We start from the raw sequence: 18,012 nt of genomic DNA, 5'->3' as shown, positions 1-18,012 counted from the left end.
AGTATCCGCCTGCGAATACCGGCCCCGGGCCGCGAGCCCGCGCTTTTGCGAATCCCGAATCCCCAACCACGAATCACGGCCCCCAAATGATCACCATCACGCTCCCCGACGGCAGCCGCCGCGAGTTCGAGAATCCCGTCTCCGTCATGCAGGTGGCCCAGTCCATCGGCGCCGGGCTGGCCAAGGCCACCGTCGCCGGCGCGGTCGACGGCGTGCTGGTCGATGCCAGCGACGTCATCGACCACGACGCGTCGTTGCGCATCATCACGCCGAAGGACGAGGAGGGCGTGGAGATCATCCGCCACTCCTGCGCCCACCTGGTCGGCCATGCGGTGAAGCAGCTGTACCCGGACGTGAAGATGGTCATCGGCCCGGTCATCGCCGAAGGCTTCTACTACGACATCTACAGCGAGCGCCCGTTCACGCCGGACGACCTGGCCGCGGTCGAGCAGCGCATGCAGGAGCTGATCGCGCAGGACTACGACGTCATCAAGAAGATGACGCCGCGCGCCGAGGTGATCGACGTCTTCAAGGCACGCGGCGAGGACTACAAGCTGCGCCTGATCGAGGACATGGGTCCCGAGGTGACGGCGATGGGCCTGTACTACCACCAGGAATACGTGGACATGTGCCGTGGCCCGCACGTGCCGAACACGCGTTTCCTGAAGGCGTTCAAGCTGACCCGCATCTCCGGCGCCTACTGGCGCGGCGACGCCAAGAACGAGCAGCTGCAGCGCATCTACGGCACGGCGTGGGCCGACAAGAAGCAGCTGGAAGCCTACATCCAGCGCATCGAGGAAGCCGAGAAGCGCGACCACCGCAAGATCGGCAAGCAGCAGGAGCTGTTCCACCTGCAGGAAGAGGCGCCGGGCCTGGTGTTCTGGCACCCGAAGGGCTGGGCCATCTGGCAGGTGGTCGAGCAGTACATGCGCAAGGTCTACCGCGACAGCGGCTATCAGGAAGTGCGCTGCCCCCAGATCCTCGACGTGGCCCTGTGGAAGAAGTCCGGCCACTGGGACAACTACAAGGAAAACATGTTCTTCAGCGAATCGGAGAACCGCACCTATGCGGTCAAGCCGATGAACTGCCCGGGCCATGTGCAGGTGTTCAACCAGGGCCTGCACAGCTACCGCGACCTGCCGATCCGCTACGGCGAGTTCGGCGCCTGCCACCGCAACGAGCCGTCGGGCGCGCTGCACGGCATCCTGCGCGTGCGCGGTTTCACCCAGGACGACGGCCACATCTTCTGCACGGAAGACCAGATCGAGGCCGAAGTCACCGCGTTCCACCAGCAGGCGCTGAAGGTCTATTCGGACTTCGGTTTCGAGGACATCCAGATCAAGATCGCCCTGCGCCCCGAGTCGCGCCTGGGCGACGACGCCACCTGGGACAAGGCCGAGACCGCCCTGCGTGCCGCGCTGCGCAGCTGCGGCGTGGAATGGCAGGAACTGCCGGGCGAGGGTGCCTTCTACGGGCCGAAGATCGAGTACCACCTGAAGGACGCCATCGGCCGCACCTGGCAGCTGGGCACGATGCAGGTCGATTTCATGATGCCGGGCCGCCTGGGCGCCGAGTACGTGGACGAGAACAGCCAGCGCCAGCACCCGGTCATGCTGCACCGGGCCATCGTGGGCTCGATGGAGCGCTTCATCGGCATCCTGATCGAGCACCACGCTGGTGCATTCCCGTCCTGGCTGGCGCCCCAACAGGCCGTGGTGATGAATATCACCGACGCCCAGGCCGATTATGTGGCCGAGGTCCGGAAAACCCTTGCAAATCAAGGCTTCCGGGTCGCGGCCGATTTGCGGAACGAGAAGATCGGCTATAAGATTCGCGAGCACACGCTGCAGCGGGTGCCGTACCTGCTGGTGGTCGGAGACCGCGAGAAGGACAATGGCGCCATCGCCGTGCGCACGCGTTCCGGGGAAGACTTGGGTAGCATGTCCGTTGCCGCCTTCGCCGAACGTTTGCGGAACGAGCACGCCGCATAATCTGGTTCCGGCCCGTGCGGGCCGGTGCACCCCTCCCTGGAGACTGCAACATCAGCACCCCTGACAACAAGCAAAACCGCAAGAACCACGAGATCCGCGTTCCGCGGGTGCGCGTGATCGGCTCCGATGGCGAGATGATCGGCGTGCTTTCGCGCGACGAAGCGCTGGCCAAGGCGGAAGAAGAGGGTCTGGATCTGGTCGAGATCCAGCCCAACGCTGAGCCGCCCGTCTGCAAGATCATGGACTTCGGCAAGTTCAAGTTCGAGATGCAGAAGAAGGCCAACGAGGCCAAGAAGAAGACCAAGCAGGTCGAGATCAAGGAACTGAAGTTCCGTCCCGTCACCGACGAGGGCGACTATCAGATCAAGATGCGCAACATCCGCCGCTTCCTGGAAGAGGGCGACAAGGTCAAGGTCAACATCCGTTTCCGTGGCCGCGAGATGAGCCACCAGGAACTGGGTCGCGAGATGGCCGCGCGCATCGAGGCCGAGCTGGGCGATGAGATCGTCATCGAGTCCCGCCCGCGGCTGGAAGGCCGCCAGATGGTCATGATGATCGCGCCCAAAAAGAAATGATGTCGGCGGCGGAGCCGCCGACGCCACCCGTCCCCCTCGCCCCGCGTGCGGGGAGAGGGCAAGGGTGAAGGGAGGGCGCCGCAAGGCGCCTTTCGCCTTTAGCGCCCTCCGGTTCCCGTGCTAAGTGGCCGGATTTGCAAGAGAAAAGGCCAGCGGGCATAATACGCGGCCCGGTACGCCGGGAGGCTGCTCGCAGCCGATGGACCCGTCGCAGGTTCCGCACAGGAATCAACGACTTACAAGCCGATATGGGCATGGATGGAAAGAGTGGCCTTCAGGTCTTCGCGGCAACGCCGCAAAGCATCGGAGGGCGCCGCCCCGATCAGTGACATAAACCCGTCAAGGACATAGCAATGCCCAAGATCAAGACCCACCGGGCGGCGGCCAAGCGTTTCCGCAAGACCGCCTCCGGCAAGTTTAAGGCTGGCCACGCCAACCGTAGCCACATCCTCACCAAGAAAGCGACCAAGCGTAAGCGCGGCCTGCGTGCGACGAACATCGTCCGCGCCGAGGACAGCGGCCGTCTGAACCGCATGCTTCCCTACCTCTGAGGACTGAGACATGGCACGAGTAAAGCGTGGCGTGATGGCGCGTCGCCGTCACAAGAAGATCCTCACCCTGGCCAAGGGTTACTACAACGCGCGCCGCAAGGTGTTCCGCGTCGCCAAGCAGGCGGTCATCAAGGCGCAGCAGTACGCCTACATCGGCCGCAAGCAGAAGAAGCGCAATTTCCGTTCGCTGTGGATCACGCGTATCAACGCGGCGGCCCGCATCAACGGCCTGAGCTACAGCCGTTTCATGAACGGCCTGCTGAAGGCTGGCATCACCCTGGACCGCAAGGTGCTGGCGGACATCGCCGTGCACGATGCGGCCGGTTTTGCGGCCCTGGCTGAAAAGGCGAAGGGCGCACTCGCGGCGTAAGCCGCGTCTCCACCGTAAAGCACGCCGGCAGTCCACCGCCGGAAACACGTGGGGAAGGGCGCGAGTCCTTCCCCATTGTTTTTTCGGCGACGGGACAGGGGATTGGAGAATAGGGATTCGCGACAGCGCGATCCGGTCATCATCCCCATCCCGACGCGCCGCCGCTTTTCCCAACCCCGATTCCCCAATCCCGAATCCCGGCTCATGAGCGATATCGAATCCCTGTCCACCCAGGCCTTGGCCGACATCGCCGCGGCGCAGTCGCCCGACGTGGTGGAACAGCTGCGCGTCGCGCTGCTCGGCAAGAGCGGCAGCATCACCGCCAAGCTGAAGCAGTTGGGCGCGTTGCCTGCCGACCAGCGCAAGGCCGCCGGCGAAGCCATCAACCGTGCGCGCGATGCGATCGGCGAGGCGCTGTCGGTGCGCAAGTCCGTGCTGGAAGATGCCGCGCTCGACGCGCGCCTGGCCGGCGAAACCATCGACGTGACGCTGCCGGGCCGCAACGGGACGCGCGGCGGCCTGCATCCCATCAGCCGCACGCTGGAGCGCATCGCCGACATCTTCGGACGCCTGGGTTACGAGCTGGCGGACGGTCCGGAAATCGAGGACGACCGGCACAACTTCGAGGCGCTGAACTTCCCGCCGCATCACCCGGCGCGCGCCATGCACGACACGTTCTACTTCGGCGATGGCCGCCTGCTGCGCACGCACACCTCTGGCGTGCAGGTGCGCTACATGGACACGCACCAGCCGCCGCTGCGCATGATCGCGGCCGGCAAGGTCTACCGCAGCGACAGCGACCAGACCCACTCGCCTATGTTCCACCAGGTGGAAGGCCTGCTGGTCGACGAGCATTCCACGTTCGCCGACCTCAAGGGAACGCTGGCAGAGTTCGTGCGCGCGTTCTTCGAGCGCGACTTCGAGATGTGCTTCCGCCCCAGCTATTTCCCGTTCGTCGAGCCCGGTGCGGAAGTCGACATCGCCTGGCAGCAGCCGGACGGCAGCACGCGCTGGCTGGAGGTGCTGGGCTGCGGCATGGTGCACCCGAACGTGTTGCGCAACTGCGGCATTGATCCGGAGCGCTACACCGGCTTCGCCTTCGGCCTGGGCGTGGAGCGCTTCGCGATGCTGCGCTACGGCGTCAACGACCTGCGCGCGTTCTTCGAGAACGATGTGCGGTTCCTCAAGCAGTTTGCATGAGGAACGGGATTCGGGACTGGTGATGGGTGATTCGCAAAAGCGGCACCGACACTGCCCGGAACCCGACAGGCGAACGCTGTTGACGAATCCCTAATCACGAATCACGAATCACGGAATTTCAGAATGAAATTCAGCGAAAACTGGCTGCGCAGCCACGTCCCCACCCAGGCCACCCGCGACGAGCTGTCCGCGACGCTGACCGCCATCGGCCTGGAGGTCGAGGACGTCACCGCGCTGGGCGATGGCCTGGAGAACGTGGTGGTGGCGCGCATCGTCGAATGCGCCAAGCATCCCGAAGCGGATCGCCTCCAAGTCTGCCAGGTGGACGCCGGGCAGGGCGCGCTGCTGCAGATCGTCTGCGGCGCACCGAACGCGCGCCCGGGCCTGCTGGCCCCTCTGGCGATGGTGGGCGCCAACGTCGGCGGCATCGCCATCAAGGCGGCCAGGCTGCGCGGCGTGGAATCGAACGGCATGCTGTGCTCGGCCAAGGAACTCGGCATCGATGCCGATGCATCCGGTTTGCTGGAGTTGCCGGCGAACGCGCCGGTCGGTACGCCTGTCGCCGACTACCTGCAGCTCCCGGATGCCAGCATCGAGATCAAGCTGACGCCGAACCGTGCGGACTGTTTCAGCGTGCGCGGCATCGCCTACGACGTCGCGGCCTCGCTGGGCAGCGAGGTCAAGCCGTTCGACGCGACGCCCGTGCCGGCGCAGAGCCTGTCCGCACTCGGCATCGAGCTGGAGGCCGGCGCACGTGTGCCGCGCTTCGTCGGCCGGGTGATCGAAGGCGTCGATGCCACCGCACCTTCGCCGGTCTGGATGGCCGAACGCCTGCGCCGCAGCGGCGTGCGCCCGATCAGTTTCCTGGTCGACGTGACCCAGTACGTGATGCTGGAACTCGGCCAGCCGATGCATGCGTTCGACAGGAACACGCTGGAAGGCGGCATCGTCGTGCGTGCCGCACGCAAGGACGAAACCATTGCGCTGCTGGATGGCCGCACGGCGACCCTCGATGACGACTTCCTGGTCGTCTCGGACGGCCGCGGCGGTCGCGCCGCCCGTGCGGTGGCGCTGGGCGGCATCATGGGCGGACTGGATACGCGTGTCACCGACAGCACACGCAATGTCTTCCTGGAAGCCGCGCACTGGCTTCCGTCCGCGATCATCGGTCGCAGCCGCAAGCTGGGCCTGCACACCGACGCCGGCCATCGCTTCGAGCGCGGCGTCGATCCGGAGCTGCCGCGCATCGCGGTGGAGTATGCGACCCGCCTGATCCTCGAGATCGCCGGCGGCGTGCCCGGTCCGACCGTCGAAGCGGTCCTTCCCGAGCATCTGCCGCGTCCCACGGCGATCCTGCTGCGCCGTGCGCGCGTCGCGCGCGTACTCGGCGTCGATATCCCCGATGCCGAGGTCGAGCGCATCCTGCGCGCCCTCGGCCTGCAGGCGGCCGCCGTCGCCGAGGGTTGGAGCGTGGTCGCGCCGAGCCGGCGCTTCGACATCGCCATCGAGGAAGACCTGATCGAGGAACTGGCGCGCATCCACGGCTACGATCGCGTGCCGACCACGCTGCCGGGTGGAGCCACCCGTATCGCAGCGCCGAGCGAAACGCGGGTCGAGGCCGGCGTCGTCCGGCGTCAGTTGGCGGCGCGCGACTACTTCGAGACGGTGAACTTCGCCTTCGTCGACGCGCAGTGGCTGGCGCAGTGGGGCGCCGGCGATGGGGCCGTACCGCTGGCGAACCCGCTCAGCGCCGAACTGGCGATCATGCGGACGCAGCTGTTGCCCGGCGTGGTGGCGGCGCTGCAGCGCAATGCCGCGCGGCAGGCGGGTCGCGTGCGCCTGTTCGAGATCGGCAACGTGTTCCGGGCACCGTCGCAGTCCGGCGACGCGCCTGTCGAATCGCTGCGCATCGCCGCGGCGATCACCGGCGACGCCGTCGCCGAGCAGTGGGGACTGCCCGCACGCAAGGCCGATTTCCATGACCTCAAGGGCGACCTGGAGAGCGTCGCCGCGCTGGCGGGTGCGGCGCTCGAGTTCCGCCCCTCTCAGGCTGCGCATGGCCATCCGGGCCGTTCCGCCGACATCTATCGCGATGGCGTCGCCATCGGCTGGATCGGCCAGCTGCACCCGCGTCTGCAGCGACAGCTGGACCTCGATGCCGAGGTCGTGGCGTTCGAACTGGATCTGGCGCCGCTGACCGCCCGCGCGCTGCCGCGTGCAACGGAGCTGTCGCGGTATCCGTCCGTCCGCAGGGACCTCGCGTTCGTCGTGGCGGAGGACGTGTCGTGGGCCGACCTCGCGGCAACCGTGAAGCGCGCCGCCGGCCCACTGCTGCGCGACGTCCAGCTGTTCGACCGCTACGTCGGGCAGGGGGTCGAATCCGGTCAAAAGAGTCTCGCTATGGGCTTGATTTTGCAGGACAACTCACGCACTCTCGCTGAGGGCGACGTGGCGCAGGTCGTGGCGTCCGTCGTCGCCGCGATCGACGACGCGCATGGCGCGAAGATCCGCGGATGAACGGCATTAAGGCAGTGGCAGGGCCGGCGACGGCCGCAACGGGGACGCAGTAATCCATGGCATTGACGAAGGCGGAGATGGCCGAACGTCTGTTCGACGAGGTCGGCCTGAACAAGCGCGAGGCGAAGGAATTCGTCGACGCGTACTTCGACGTGCTGCGCGAAGCCCTGGAACAGGGCCGCCAGGTGAAGCTGTCCGGGTTCGGCAATTTCGACCTGCGCCGCAAGAACCAGCGCCCGGGTCGCAACCCCAAGACCGGCGAGGAGATCCCGATCTCGGCGCGGACGGTGGTGACCTTCAGGCCGGGCCAGAAACTCAAGGAGCGGGTGGAAACGTATGCTGGATCCGGGCAGTAACCGCGAGCTTCCGCCGATCCCGGCCAAGCGCTACTTCACCATCGGTGAGGTGAGCGAGCTGTGCGACGTCAAGCCGCACGTGCTGCGGTACTGGGAGACCGAGTTCCCCAGCCTGGAACCGGCCAAGCGCCGCGGCAACCGCCGCTACTACCAGCGCCATGACGTGCTGATGGTGCGGCAGATCCGCAGCCTGCTGTACGAACAGGGCTATACCATCGGCGGCGCGCGCCTGCGCCTGGAAGGCGAGGGCGCCAAGCAGGAATCGGCGATGAGCGCGCAGATCGTGCGTCAGGTGCGCATGGAACTGGAGGAAATCCTCCAGTTGCTGCGCCGGTGAGGGACGACGGGGCTCCTGCTGGGAGTCGCCGAGGAATTCCGGTTATAATGCGCGGCCCGTCGCAAGGCGGGCCGATCCGCGAGATTCGGGGCGTAGCGCAGCCTGGTAGCGCATCTGCCTGGGGGGCAGAGGGTCGTCGGTTCAAATCCGGCCGTCCCGACCAATCGCGGTTCGACATCAAGCCTGCGCGGATGCGTGGGCTTTTTTTGTGCCCGTCGTGCGCCGCTGGCGACGATCCATCCACGGCGGCACGCACAGGACCTCCCATGAACCCGACCGCCGATGCGCTGATCCGCGATCTGCAACTGGCGCCGCATCCGGAAGGCGGGTTCTTCCGCCGTGTCTACGAATCGGCCAAACGCACCGAGGTCAACGGGATCGAGCGGCCCGCGCTGACCGCCATCAAGTTCCTGCTGCCCGAGGGCGTGGTGACCCGCTGGCATCGCGTCGATGCGACCGAGGTCTGGGACTGGCATGACGGCAGTCCGCTGGAACTGTCGATGTTCGATCCCGAGCAGCGCACGCTCACCCGCGTGCAGTTGGATACCTCCGCGCGCGGCGGGCAGTCGAACCAGGTGGTGCCCGCCGGTGTCTGGCAGAGCGCGCGTTCGCTGGGCGGCTTCACGCTGGTCGACTGTTCGGTATCGCCCGGTTTCAGCTGGAAAGGGTTCGAGCTGATGCAGAGCGGCAGCGACGTCGCCCACCGGCTGCGCGAAGCGGGCGGCAAGGTCGCCTGAACCGATGGCCCCATGATGGCGCGGCCCTGCGCGCCGCAACGGCTGCGCACGGGCAAACTTCCGCGATCCTTCCACACCGGGTGTCCGGCATGCGCCGTCCGTTCTTCGGGATGCTGTGGGTATCCCTGCTGGTCTGTTCCCTCCCTGCCGATGCGCAGGACGTATCTGCCGCACCGTCGCTCGCCCAGGATGGGGTGATCGACATGGACGCCGTGGTGGTGGCCGGCGTGCAGCCCGGTCCCGGACTGTGGAAAGTCCGGCACGGCGACCATGTGCTGTACATCCTGGGCACCCAGTCGCCGTTGCCGAAGAACATCCGCTGGCGTTCGGATGAGGTCGACCAGGTGCTGGGCCTGGCCGATGAGGTGCTCGCTTCGCCGGGCATCACGGTCGACGCCGACGTGGGATTCTTCCGTGGACTGACGCTGCTGCCATCGGCGCTGAAAGCCTCGAAGAATCCGGACGGGCAGACGCTCGTCGAGGTGCTGCCGCCCGATCTCTACCAGCGCTGGAGCGTGCTCAAGCAGCGCCACCTGGGGCGCGATGGTGGTATCGAGAAGAAGCGCCCGCTGATCGCCGCCTACCAGCTCTATGTCGAGGCGCTGTCGGACGCGGGCCTGCGCGAAGGGGGCGTGATCGATCCGGTGATCGATGCGGCACTGAAGCGCCGCAAGATGAAGCGCACGCCCACCCTGTTGAAGCTCACGCTGGACGACCCCCGCGCGGCCCTGGCGGACTTCCGCAAGGAAACGCTCAAGCCCGGCGACCTGGCCTGCTTCGGCAAGACGCTGGACGTCATCGAGCGCGATCTGCCGCAGGTGTCGGCGCGTGCGAACGCCTGGGCCGTGGGCGACTGGTCGGCGCTGCGCTCGGGTGCCCGCCAGGACTGGCAGCAGACCTGCGCAGCGGCGTGGTTCGACACCGACACCGCGCGCAAGCGCGGCATCGCCAACGTCGAACCCCGGATGCAGGCCCGCTGGCTGGAGGTCGCGGAGGGCGCGCTGACGAAGAACCGGATCACCTTCGCCACGTTGCCCGTCTGGCAACTGGTGAAAGCCGACGGCTACCTGGCCGCGCTGCAGGCCAGGGGCTACCAGATCGAAGCGCCGGAGTGAGGCCGCGATCTCCTCGCGGCGTCAGCCGGCTGCGGTGAGCGGCGCCTGGGTGGCCGCGAGGACGGGCCAGCGCTTCAGCACGCTGGTCCGAATGCCGGCGGCGTCGATGCCGGCTTCGGCCAGCAGGTCTTCGCGGCTGGCGTGGTGCTGGAACTCGTCCGGCAGGCCCAGGTGCAGCACCGGCGTGACCAGCCCTTCTTGGTTGAACAGTTCGGCCACGCCCGAGCCGGCACCGCCCATCACGACGTTGTCCTCGATGGTGACGAAGCCCTGGTGCGTCCTGGCCAGCTCCAGCAGCAGATCGCGGTCCAGCGGTTTCACGAAGCGCATGTTGACGACGGTCAGCCCCAACTCGCGGCCCACCTGCTCGGCCGCTGCAACGGTCGAACCGAACGCGAGCAGCGCCACGCGATTGCCGCGCACGCGCAGGTCGGCCTTGCCGATCGGCAGGGTGTCGAGCGTGGACTGCAGCGCCACGCCCGGGCCGGTGCCGCGCGGATAACGCACCGCGGCGGGGCCGTGGTAGTGATAGCCGGTGCTCAGCATCTGCCGGCACTCGTTCTCGTCGGCCGGCGCCATCACCACCATGTGCGGTACGCATCGCAGGTAGCTGAGGTCCAGGTTGCCGGCATGGGTGGCGCCGTCGGGGCCGACCACGCCGCCGCGATCGATGGCGAACAGCACATCGAGCTGCTGGATGGCGACATCGTGCACCAACTGGTCGTAGCCGCGCTGCAGGAAGGTCGAGTAGATTGCCACCACCGGCTTGCTGCCTTCGCAGGCCATGCCGGCCGCCAGCGTCACCGCGTGCTGTTCGGCGATGGCCACGTCGAAGTAACGCTCCGGGTACTCCTTGCTGAAGCGCACTAGGCCGGAGCCTTCGCGCATCGCCGGGGTGATGCCCAGCAGCTTCGGTTCGGCGGCGGCCATGTCGCACAGCCAGTCGCTGAAGACGTCGGTATAGGTCGGCTTCTTGGCGCCGCCCTTGCTCACCAGTCCTTTCTCCGGGTCGAAGGGGCCGACGGCGTGGTAACCGATCTGGTCGCCCTCGGCGAGTTCGTAACCCTTGCCCTTGGTGGTCAGGATGTGGAGCAGCTGCGGACCCTTCAGCGTCTTCAGCGTCTTCAGCGCGCCGACGAGGGCCTCCACGTCATGGCCGTCGATCGGGCCGGTGTAGTGGAAGCCCATCTGTTCGAACAGCGTTGACGGCACGAACATGCCCTTCCAGTGCTCTTCCCAGCGGCGCATGAAGCGTGCCGGCGGCTTCTTCTTGTCGCCGAGCAGCTTCTTGCCGCCCTCGCGCAGCGCGTTGAGCGTGCGGCTGCTGCTGAGGCGGCCCAGCATCTTGGTCAGACCGCCGACGTTCTCGGAGATCGACATCTGGTTGTCGTTGAGGATCACCAGCAGGTTCGGTTCCGGCTCCATGCCGCCGGCGTGGTTCAGTGCCTCGAACGCCATGCCGGCGGTCATCGCACCGTCGCCGATCACCGCGACCACCTTGCGGTCGTCACCCTGCTGCTGCAGCGCGATGGCCATGCCAAGCGCGGCGGAGATCGACGTGGACGAGTGGCCTACGCCGAAGGTGTCGTACTCGCTTTCCTCGCGCTTGGGGAACGGCGCCACGCCGTCCTTCTGCTTCACCGTGTGGATCGAATCGCGGCGGCCGGTCAGGATCTTGTGCGGATAGGTCTGGTGGCCGACGTCCCACACCAGGCGGTCGCGCGGCGTCTCGAACAGGTAGTGCAGGGCGACCGTCAGTTCGATCACGCCCAGGCCGGCGCCGAAATGCCCGCCGCTCCTGCCGACCGACTCGATCAGGTAGCCCCGCAGTTCCTCGGCGATGGCGGGCAGTTCGGATTCGTCGAACTGGCGCAGGTCGTCCGGAACGTGGATGCGTGAAAGGCGGGGATAGCGGTCGGGGGCGATCATTGGCGGCAGGCGTGTTCTGAGCCGTCATTGTCCCCCCCGGATGTGAAGTGGGGCAAGCAAACACGTGAAGGCGGCGTGGGGCGGGCCGGGGCGGTTCAGGAAAGCCGCCCGCCAAGTGGCGAAGGTCAAGCGGACAACGTGGACTTCTTCGGCAGCTGCGCCTTCAGGAAGGCCATCTGGTCGGCCAGGGTGAGCAGGCGCGCTTGCGATCTGCCAGTGGCAGATCGCGCGTCAGCGAACGCACGCCCGCAAGTGCGGGCGGGGCATCCTGGCAATGAATCACGCCGAGAGCTTCGACTTCTTCGGCAGTTGGGCCTTCAGGAAGGCCATCTGGTCGGCCAGGATGTTGCGGTTGGACAGGATCAGGTGCTCGATCCAACTGGGCCGGTACGGCACGGCGAGCAGCGGCATGTGCGCCTGCTGCGGCGTGCGGTTGCTCTTGCGCGAGTTGCAGGTGAAGCAGGCCGTCACCACGTTCTCCCAGATGTCCTTGCCGCCCTTGGACAGCGGCAGCACGTGGTCGCGTGTCAGGTGCGGGCGGGAGTACTCGTGGCCGCAGTACAGGCACAGGTGGGCGTCGCGGGCGAACAGCGCCGTGTTGGTCAGCGTCGGCGTGGGGGACAGTGCGTGCGCGCGGGCATGGCCGCGCGAGGCCACGATGGGATGCAGTTCGATCAGGCTCCGTTCGCCGGTCAGGCGGGACATGCCGCCGTGCACGTGCAAGCAGGGATCGCCCAGCGTCCAGGCGACTGCGCCGCGCGCATAGAGACAGGTCGCGTCCTGCCAGTTGATCCAGTCCAGCACGCGGCCATGCGCATCCAGCGACAACAGTCGCAGGGCGGCGGGGTGGGGGCGGGGGGACGACGGAGAAGGGACCGGCGAAGAACGGGAACCGGTCTGGACCAGGTGAAGCTGAGCGCTGTCTGCTTCCATGGAGAAGCAGGTTATACCCAAATGTTGACGAAATGTGTATCCGGCGCGGCACTTTTCCGGAGGAGCGCGGTGCCGGCGCTCCTCCGGTGACGGGTCACTCGCCGAAGCGTGTCTCGTCCATCGCCATCAGCGACTCGGCGCCGGATTCGATGGCGGCGGCATGGGCGAGCGTGCGCGGCAGGATGCGGGCGAAGTAGAAGCGGGCGGTCTCGCGCTTGGCCTGCTTGAAGGCGTCATTGTGCGAGGAGGCATCGGCCGCTGCCACGCTGCGCGCCCACCAGTACGCGAGCACCACGTAGCCGGAGTAGAAGAGGTAGTCCGTGCTGGCCGCACCGATCTCCTCGGGGTTCGTTGCTGCGCGCTGCAGGATGTTCTTCGTCAGTCCCGCCCATTCGGCCGCCTTCTGCTGCAGCGGGTCGATGAACTCGGTCAGCGTGGCGTCGTCCTTGTGCTGCTGCACGAAGGCATGCACATCGGCTAGGAACAGCTTGAGGCCGGCGGCCTGGGTGGCGGCGGTCTTGCGGCCCATCAGGTCCAGCGCCTGGATGCCGGTGGTGCCCTCGTAGAGCGTGGTGATGCGGGCATCGCGCGCCAGCTGCTCCATGCCGTGCTCGTGGATGTAGCCATGGCCGCCGAAGCACTGCAGCGCATGGTAGGTGTTTTCGATGCCCCACTCGGTCTGGCACGCCTTCGAAATCGGCGTCAGGAAGCTCACCAGCGTGTCGGCGCGTTCGCGTTCGGCGGGATCCTCGGCATGGTTGGCCACGTCGATCAGGCTGCCCGCATGCAGCGCCAGCAGGCGGCTGCCTTCGATCAGCGACTTCATCGTCAGCAACATGCGGCGCACGTCGGGATGCACGATGATCGGATCGGCCGGCTTGTCCGGGTATTTCGGGCCGCTCAGTGAGCGTGTCTGCAGGCGCTCGCGCGCGTAGCGCAGCGCGTTCTGGTAGGCGCGCTCGCTCAGGCCCACGCCCTGCAGGCCCACGCCGAGGCGCGCGGTATTCATCATGGTGAACATCGCCTGCAGGCCCTTGTGCGGCTGGCCGACCAGATAGCCCTGGGCGCCGTCGAAGTTCATCACGCAGGTGACGGAGGCCTTGATGCCCATCTTGTGCTCGATCGAGCCGCAGGCCAGCGCGTTGCGCTCGCCTACGGTGCCGTCGCGCGCCACCTTGAACTTCGGCGTGACGAACAGCGAAATACCCTTCGCGCCGGGCGGCGCATCGGGCAGCTTGGCCAGCACCAAGTGCACGATGTTGTCGGTCAGGTCGTGCTCGCCGGCGGTGATGAAGATCTTGGTGCCGGTGATCGCGTAGCTGCCGTCGGCATTCGGTTCGGCCTTGGTCTTCAGCAGGCCCAGATCGGTGCCGCAATGCGGCTCGGTCAGGCACATGGTGCCGGTCCAGCGGCCTTCGACGAGCGGCTTGAGGAAAACCTCCTGCTGCCAGGGCTCGCCGTGGTGCTTGAGCGCTTCCACCGCGCCATGCGACAGCAGCGGGAAGTTGCCCCAGGCCAGGTTGCTGGCATTGACCAGTTCGTTGAGCGGCACGCCCATGGTGTGCGGCAGGCCCTGGCCGCCGACGTCGGGCGACGAGGTCAGGCCGGTCCAGCCGCCTTCCACGAACTGCGCGTATGCGGCCTTGAAGCCCGCCGGTGTGGTGACCTCGCCGGTGGCCTTGTCGAGTTGGCTGCCGATCTCGTCGCCCACGCTGTTCAACGGCGCGAGCACGGTTTCGGTGAAGCGCGCCGCCTCGTCGAGCACGGCGTCGAGGATGTCGCGGGTGGCCTCGGTATAGCCGAGGCGCTGGAACAACGCTTCGACGCCCAGCACGTCGTACAGGGCGAAGCGGAGGTCGGTCAGGGGGGCTTTGTAGGACGCAGGCATTGCGGTTTCTCGGAATCGAGGATGAGGGGAAGCGCCGCGCTCAGCGCAGCACGCCGTCCAGGCCGGGGACGGGGTTGAGGGTGTTGCGGGTATCGAGGTCGAAGGTGCGCTGCTTGGCTTCTTCGGGCGTCGCGGCCGCGCTGCCCTTCAGCGTGTACGGCAGGGAGCGGCGGCTGGCGAGCGCATCCGCCACCGCGATGCGTCCGGCGCTGGAGGGCGAGAAGGCGACCGTGACCACGTCCGCCGATTCGGGGCCGACCGACAGGCCCGGCGAGGCGCGCAGCGTGCCGGCCTCCTGATCGCCGACCTGCACGTCGACCTCCACCGTATCGAAGCGCATCGGGATGCTGCTGTAGTTCTGCAGGCGCAGGTCCACGGCCCACTGGCCATCGGCCTTGACAGTCAGCTGCTGCACGCTGACGGCGGGATCGGAGACCCGTCGGACCATGCCATCGCCGCAGCCGGCCAGCAGGGCCGTCGCCGCCAGAAGTGCCAGCAGGGAAGTACGTCGCATCATGCCGCCGCTCCGTGAAGGGATGCGGCAGGATACTACGGCGTATGGGGGCTGGAGCGACGTGCGGCGGGTGGAATGGCCACGCTGGAGGATGTTGCAACGCAGCGAATTCCTCACATCGCGGCGGACAGGGGTTGCGCCACGACAGCGCTCATCGCGTGCTGGCGGCTGCCCGGGAGCGAATTCTGTTGACACGCTCCGACCGCTTGGATATGACAGCGCTGTCAATCGAATGCGGCAACGGGCCTGCACGAGGTTGACGTTGCCGCCAGCGGGGGTCGCGTGTTTTGGGAAGGCCCTGGCTGGTGCCGGCTGGCATGCGTGGACGATGCGTGCGGCCGGCGTCCATGGAGCGCTTCGCGAATGTCGGAGCGCACCGTCATCCAAGGGAGAAGTGAGTGAATCCGATCCGAGTGACCCTGCTGGGGGCCAGCCTGTTGGCCTGCCTGTCGTGTAGTGCGCAGAAGGAGCCCGAGACGAAGCCCGCCGATGCGGCCCCGGAAGATACCGCCGAACTGAAGGACTGGCCCGCACTGAAAAGCGGTTTCGCGCGGGATCCTGCGATCGAGGCGCGCGCCGCCGAGATCCTCGCGACCATGACGCTGGAACAGAAGATCGGCCAGATGGTGCAGCCGGAAATCAAGTCGATCACGCCGGCCGAGGTGCGCACGTACTACATCGGCTCGGTGCTCAACGGGGGCGGTTCCTGGCCGGCGATGAACAAGCGCGCGAAGGTCGGGGACTGGGTCGCGCTCGCCGATGCCTACTACGACGCGTCGATGTCCAGCGATGCGAAGATCCCGGTGCCGGTGATCTGGGGCACCGACGCCGTGCACGGGCACAGCAACGTCTACGGCGCGACGATCTTCCCGCACAACATCGGCCTGGGCGCCGCGCACGATGTCGAACTGATCGAACGCATCGCCGAAGCTACCGGCCAGTCCACCCGCGCCACCGGCGTGTCGTGGACGTTCGCCCCCACGGTCGCCGTCGCCCAGGACGCGCGCTGGGGCCGCACCTACGAAAGCTATTCCTCGCAGCCGGCGCTGATCCGCGACTATGCCGCCGCCTACGTCAGGGGCATGCAGGGCGTGCTCGACAAGGACGGCAACGTCGTCGCCACCGCCAAGCATTTCATCGGCGACGGCGCCACCGATGGCGGCAAGGACCAGGGCAACGCCACCGTCACGCAGTCCACGATGATCAACGTCCACGGCCAGGGCTACTACGGTGCCATCGAAGCCGGCGTGCAGACGGTGATGGCGTCGTTCAACAGCTGGAACGACGTGGCCGCCGGCAAGGACTACGGCAAGATGCACGGCTCCCGTGACCTGCTGACCGTCGCGCTGAAGGAGAAGATGGGTTTCGACGGTTTCGTCGTCTCCGATTGGAACGGCATCGGCCAGGTCGCCGGCTGCACCGACGACAGCTGCCCGCAGGCGATCAATGCGGGCATCGACATGGTGATGGTGCCGGACAAGTGGAAGTCCTTCATCGCCAACACGATCGCGCAGGTGAAGTCGGGCGAGATTCCGCAGGCGCGCATCGACGACGCGGTCATGCGCATCCTGCGCGTCAAGCTGCGCGCCGGCCTGTGGGAACACAAGCCGTCCGCCAGCCAGCATGCCGGCAAGCCGGAGGCGTTGGTGCATCGCGACCTGGCGCGCCGCGCCGTGCGCGAATCGCTGGTGCTGCTGAAGAACGACGGCGGCGCACTTCCGCTGAAGAAGGGTCAGCGCGTGCTGCTGGTCGGCAAGAGCGGCGACAGCATTTCCAACCAGACCGGCGGCTGGTCGCTGACCTGGCAGGGCACCGACAACACCAATGCGGACTTCCCGAACGCGGACAGCATCGCCGCCGGCCTGCGCGAGCAACTCGGTGAGGCGAACGTACTGCTGCGCGACAGCGCCGAGGGCGTGGATCCGGCCAGCTACGACGTGATCGTGGCCGCCATCGGCGAAACCCCCTACGCGGAAACCAATGGCGACATCGTGCCGTCCGACACCATCGCGCACAGCCGTCGCCATCCGGAAGACCTGGCCACGCTGAAGGCGGCCGCCGCCACCGGCAAGCCGGTCGTCACCGTGTTCCTGTCCGGCCGTCCGCTGTACGCCAACGATCTGATCAACCTCTCCAGCAGCTTCGTCGCCGCCTGGCTGCCGGGCACGGAAGGCAAGGGGGTGACCGACGTCCTGGTGGCGGCTACCGACGACAAACCCGCGCACGACTTCCGCGGCAAGTTGACGTTCGCTTGGCCGGCGGTGGCGTGTCCGACGACGGACAGCGCGCCGCAGTTCGCGCTGGATACCGGCCTGCGTTATGGCGACAGCGGCAATGTGGGCAAGCTGCCGGAAGACAGCGCCACGCGTTGCGGCGAGGCCACTGCCCTGGGCGTGTTCAACCAGTCGGACATCGCACCCTTCACGCTGCAGATGTCGGCAGGCAACGAAGAGCAGGCGGTGGGCTCGGACATGAACGCCGTCCAGCGCTGGCCGCAGGCCAGGCCCGCGCTGCAGGTCGCCACCGTGCAGGTCAACACGCAGCAGGATGCCAAGGAAGTGACCTGGCTGGCGCCGGCGCGCTTCTTCGCCCGCAATCCGTCGAAGAGCAATCTCTCCTCGATGGCGACCTCGCGCGGGGCGGTGCAGTTCGACGTGATCGTCAAGCAGGCGCCAAGCACGCCGGTGCAGTTCACCGTCGGCTGCGGCGCGAACTGCGGCGCCAGCTTGGACCTCACCGCCACCTTGTCCGGCGACGCGGTCGGCAGGAAGCAGACGGTGAAGGTGCCGCTGGCGTGCTTCGGCAAGCTGGGGGCCGACCTGAGCGGCGTGGATACGCCTTTCAGCATCACCGCCGACGCGCCATTCGCCGCCGCCTTCACCAACATCCAGGTGGTGGCCGGTGCGGCCGATGCGCCCGATGCGGTGAAGTGCGCGCAGTAGTTCGTTTCGTACGGTGCCCCGCGGTTTTCCCCGCGGGGCGCTGACGCAGTGCAAGTT

15 protein-coding genes and 1 tRNA gene are annotated in these 18,012 nt (G+C 67.1%); 12 read left to right on the top strand and 4 right to left on the bottom strand.

Annotated features, from left to right (window positions below; translation table 11 throughout):
• Positions 1 to 86 precede the first annotated feature (86 nt).
• The 11 genes from thrS to VGN58_RS12275 all read left to right on the top strand — a co-directional run bounded on the left by thrS (position 87) and on the right by VGN58_RS12275 (position 9,749).
• Positions 87 to 1,991: a threonine--tRNA ligase gene (gene thrS, locus VGN58_RS12325; RefSeq protein ID WP_327483499.1), complete on the top strand. Its 1,905-nt coding sequence runs from the start codon at positions 87 to 89 to the stop codon at positions 1,989 to 1,991.
• Positions 1,992 to 2,041: 50 nt separating this feature from the next.
• Positions 2,042 to 2,566: a translation initiation factor IF-3 gene (infC, locus tag VGN58_RS12320; protein ID WP_082563055.1), complete on the top strand. Its 525-nt coding sequence runs from the start codon at positions 2,042 to 2,044 to the stop codon at positions 2,564 to 2,566.
• 353 nt (positions 2,567 to 2,919) lie between these two features.
• Positions 2,920 to 3,117, top strand: a complete 198-nt coding sequence (gene rpmI / locus VGN58_RS12315; RefSeq protein WP_162110557.1) for a 50S ribosomal protein L35 — start codon at positions 2,920 to 2,922, stop codon at positions 3,115 to 3,117.
• A 10-nt stretch (positions 3,118 to 3,127) separates the two neighbouring features.
• Entirely contained in the window at positions 3,128 to 3,487 is a 360-nt protein-coding gene (gene rplT / locus VGN58_RS12310) for a 50S ribosomal protein L20 (protein ID WP_162339116.1), read from the top strand.
• Between the two features lie 204 nt (positions 3,488 to 3,691).
• Positions 3,692 to 4,687 carry a phenylalanine--tRNA ligase subunit alpha gene (locus VGN58_RS12305; RefSeq protein WP_327483498.1) on the top strand — a complete coding sequence of 332 codons (996 nt, stop codon included), beginning with the start codon at positions 3,692 to 3,694 and terminating at the stop codon, positions 4,685 to 4,687.
• Between the two features lie 123 nt (positions 4,688 to 4,810).
• On the top strand, positions 4,811 to 7,204 hold the full coding sequence (gene pheT / locus VGN58_RS12300; protein WP_327483497.1) for a phenylalanine--tRNA ligase subunit beta: 2,394 nt from the start codon (positions 4,811 to 4,813) through the stop codon (positions 7,202 to 7,204).
• Positions 7,205 to 7,260: 56 nt separating this feature from the next.
• Positions 7,261 to 7,560, top strand: a complete 300-nt coding sequence (locus VGN58_RS12295; RefSeq protein WP_055936063.1) for an integration host factor subunit alpha — start codon at positions 7,261 to 7,263, stop codon at positions 7,558 to 7,560.
• Complete coding sequence (locus VGN58_RS12290; RefSeq protein ID WP_327483496.1) at positions 7,541 to 7,897, top strand: MerR family transcriptional regulator; 357 nt, start codon at positions 7,541 to 7,543, stop codon at positions 7,895 to 7,897. Before VGN58_RS12295 ends, VGN58_RS12290 begins: the two co-directional genes overlap by 20 nt.
• Before the next feature lie 86 nt (positions 7,898 to 7,983).
• Positions 7,984 to 8,060, top strand: a tRNA-Pro gene (locus VGN58_RS12285).
• Positions 8,061 to 8,163: 103 nt separating this feature from the next.
• Entirely contained in the window at positions 8,164 to 8,634 is a 471-nt protein-coding gene (locus tag VGN58_RS12280) for a cupin domain-containing protein (protein WP_327483495.1), read from the top strand.
• 89 nt (positions 8,635 to 8,723) lie between these two features.
• Entirely contained in the window at positions 8,724 to 9,749 is a 1,026-nt protein-coding gene (locus VGN58_RS12275; protein WP_327483494.1) for a TraB/GumN family protein, read from the top strand.
• 21 nt (positions 9,750 to 9,770) lie between these two features.
• Here VGN58_RS12275 and dxs read toward each other — a convergent pair whose 3' ends face one another.
• From dxs to VGN58_RS12255, 4 genes are all read right to left on the bottom strand, one after another.
• Complete coding sequence (gene dxs / locus VGN58_RS12270) at positions 9,771 to 11,678, bottom strand: 1-deoxy-D-xylulose-5-phosphate synthase (protein ID WP_327483493.1); 1,908 nt, start codon at positions 11,676 to 11,678, stop codon at positions 9,771 to 9,773.
• Positions 11,679 to 11,957: 279 nt separating this feature from the next.
• Positions 11,958 to 12,611 carry an HNH endonuclease gene (locus VGN58_RS12265; protein WP_327483492.1) on the bottom strand — a complete coding sequence of 218 codons (654 nt, stop codon included), beginning with the start codon at positions 12,609 to 12,611 and terminating at the stop codon, positions 11,958 to 11,960.
• Between the two features lie 94 nt (positions 12,612 to 12,705).
• Entirely contained in the window at positions 12,706 to 14,499 is a 1,794-nt protein-coding gene (locus VGN58_RS12260; RefSeq protein WP_327483491.1) for an acyl-CoA dehydrogenase C-terminal domain-containing protein, read from the bottom strand.
• 40 nt (positions 14,500 to 14,539) lie between these two features.
• Complete coding sequence (locus VGN58_RS12255) at positions 14,540 to 15,013, bottom strand: LEA type 2 family protein (RefSeq protein ID WP_327484651.1); 474 nt, start codon at positions 15,011 to 15,013, stop codon at positions 14,540 to 14,542.
• Positions 15,014 to 15,411: 398 nt separating this feature from the next.
• Here VGN58_RS12255 and VGN58_RS12250 point away from each other — a divergent pair, with 398 nt between their 5' ends.
• Complete coding sequence (locus VGN58_RS12250; protein WP_327483490.1) at positions 15,412 to 17,955, top strand: glycoside hydrolase family 3 protein; 2,544 nt, start codon at positions 15,412 to 15,414, stop codon at positions 17,953 to 17,955.
• Positions 17,956 to 18,012 lie beyond the last annotated feature (57 nt).

It is taken from the genome of Pseudoxanthomonas sp. (assembly GCF_035999195.1).
Classification (GTDB): domain Bacteria; phylum Pseudomonadota; class Gammaproteobacteria; order Xanthomonadales; family Xanthomonadaceae; genus Pseudoxanthomonas_A.
The sequence above is the reverse complement of the archived record's forward strand: the minus strand, read 5'-3'. Positions and strand labels throughout refer to the sequence as shown.